General features: G+C 65.2%; 1 pseudogene. It reads right to left on the bottom strand.

Annotation, left to right across the window (positions count from 1 at the left end):
• Positions 1 to 34: 34 nt before the first annotated feature.
• Positions 35 to 1,446 (bottom strand): annotated as a pseudogene (locus ACH49N_RS38915) (IS3 family transposase).
• Positions 1,447 to 1,566: the final 120 nt, after the last annotated feature.

The following is a 1,566-nucleotide window of genomic DNA, read 5'->3' as shown; positions in this document are numbered from 1 at the left end:
CGGAACTTGTCAAGGGAGTTGAGTCCATCGGGTGTTAAGCGGCTGACGTTTCGGCCTCGGCAGAATCGTCGGCGGGGCGGTTGATCCAGACGGTGTCGGGGAGGTCGAGGATCTTCGGCGCTGTCGTAGTGCCGAAGCGGTACGGATGCCTGGCCCGTGCCGCCTCGAGTACCTGCCGACGTTCGGCGGCCTTCGCCGCCGCCAAACCGAAGTGGACGTCGGCGGCAGTGTGTAGCCCGATGCCGGTGTGGCGATGCTCGTGGTTGTACCACTCGGTGAACTGCATCATGAATTCCCTTGCCTCACTCAGTGAGCCGAACCGTTCGGGGAACTCCGGTCCATACTTGAGGGTCTTGAACACCGCCTCCGAATACGGGTTGTCGTTCGAGACCCGCGGCCGCGAATGCGAGCGGGTGACCTCGAGGTCCGACAGCAGTGACGCGACGGACTTGCTGGTCATCGACGTGCCGCGGTCGGCGTGCACGACCTGCGGAATGCCGTGCACCGCGAAGATCTGCTCCATCAACTCCCGTGCCAGCACACCCGATTCGTGTGCGTGGACGTGCACACCGACGATGTACCGCGAGTAGATGTCGATCATCACGTAGGCGTCGTAGTAGCGGCCCTTGTCCGGCCCGGCGAGCTTCGTGATGTCCCACGAGTACACCTGCCGCGGGGCGGTCGCGACCAGCTCCGGGCAGGTTCTCGCCGGGTGCCGGGCGAGCCTGCGGCGTTCACTGACCTGCGCGTTCTCCCGCAGGACGCGGTACATCGTCGACACCGAACACAGGTAGACACCCTCGTCGAGGAGTTGCGCGTACACCTCGAGCGGCGCCTGATCGACGAACCGGTCACTGTTGAGTGTGTCGAGGATGCGGCGGCGTTCGATCGGGGTGAGCTTGTTCGCCGGCGGATGCGTAGGTCGCGCTGGAGCGGAAGGTGTCGGTGCGGCGGCTGCGGCGCGACGCCGGACCGCGGTCGACCGGACTACACCGGTCACTGCGCTTGCTGTTCTCGTCGACATCCCGACGTCGGTCAGTTCGGTCCATGCTGCGGTCAGCGCTTGGTTGGCTTGTCGTCCACATCCGCTCTCTCGGAGAGCGATTCCAAGAGAGCATGCGCTTTTCCCATGATGTCCAGGGCGGCTTCGGTGGTGGCCAGTCGCTTGTTCGTACGAGTGAGCTCCCGCTTGAGGCGAGCGATCTCGGCCTGCTCGGCTGTCAGCTTGCCGACCTTCGCGCCGGCGGGTTTGCCGTCGAGGACGCCGGCGTCGCGTTGCTTGCGCCACTCAGTGATGAGGGAGGAGTAGAGGCCCTCGCGGCGCAGGTAGGCGCCGCCTTCGTTCGTCTGGCAGGCCTGCTCGTAGGCGGCCAGGTGCGCGAGCTTGTCCGCCGGGGCGAATGAGCGTCGGCGTGGTCCGTCGGAACGTGGGTGGGAACACTCCATGTGAGCATTGTCCCCGGCGACGGCCAGGCTGGAAATTGTCATTGTCGGGTTGATCCGTATCTCGCCCTGCAGGCGGGATTGCTGTGAACCGTTGGACTCAACTCAGCCTGACACGCAGGG

It is taken from the genome of Rhodococcus sp. NPDC019647, from assembly GCF_044389235.1.
Classification (GTDB): domain Bacteria; phylum Actinomycetota; class Actinomycetes; order Mycobacteriales; family Mycobacteriaceae; genus Rhodococcus_F; species Rhodococcus_F oxybenzonivorans.
The sequence above is the reverse complement of the archived record's forward strand: the minus strand, read 5'-3'. Positions and strand labels throughout refer to the sequence as shown.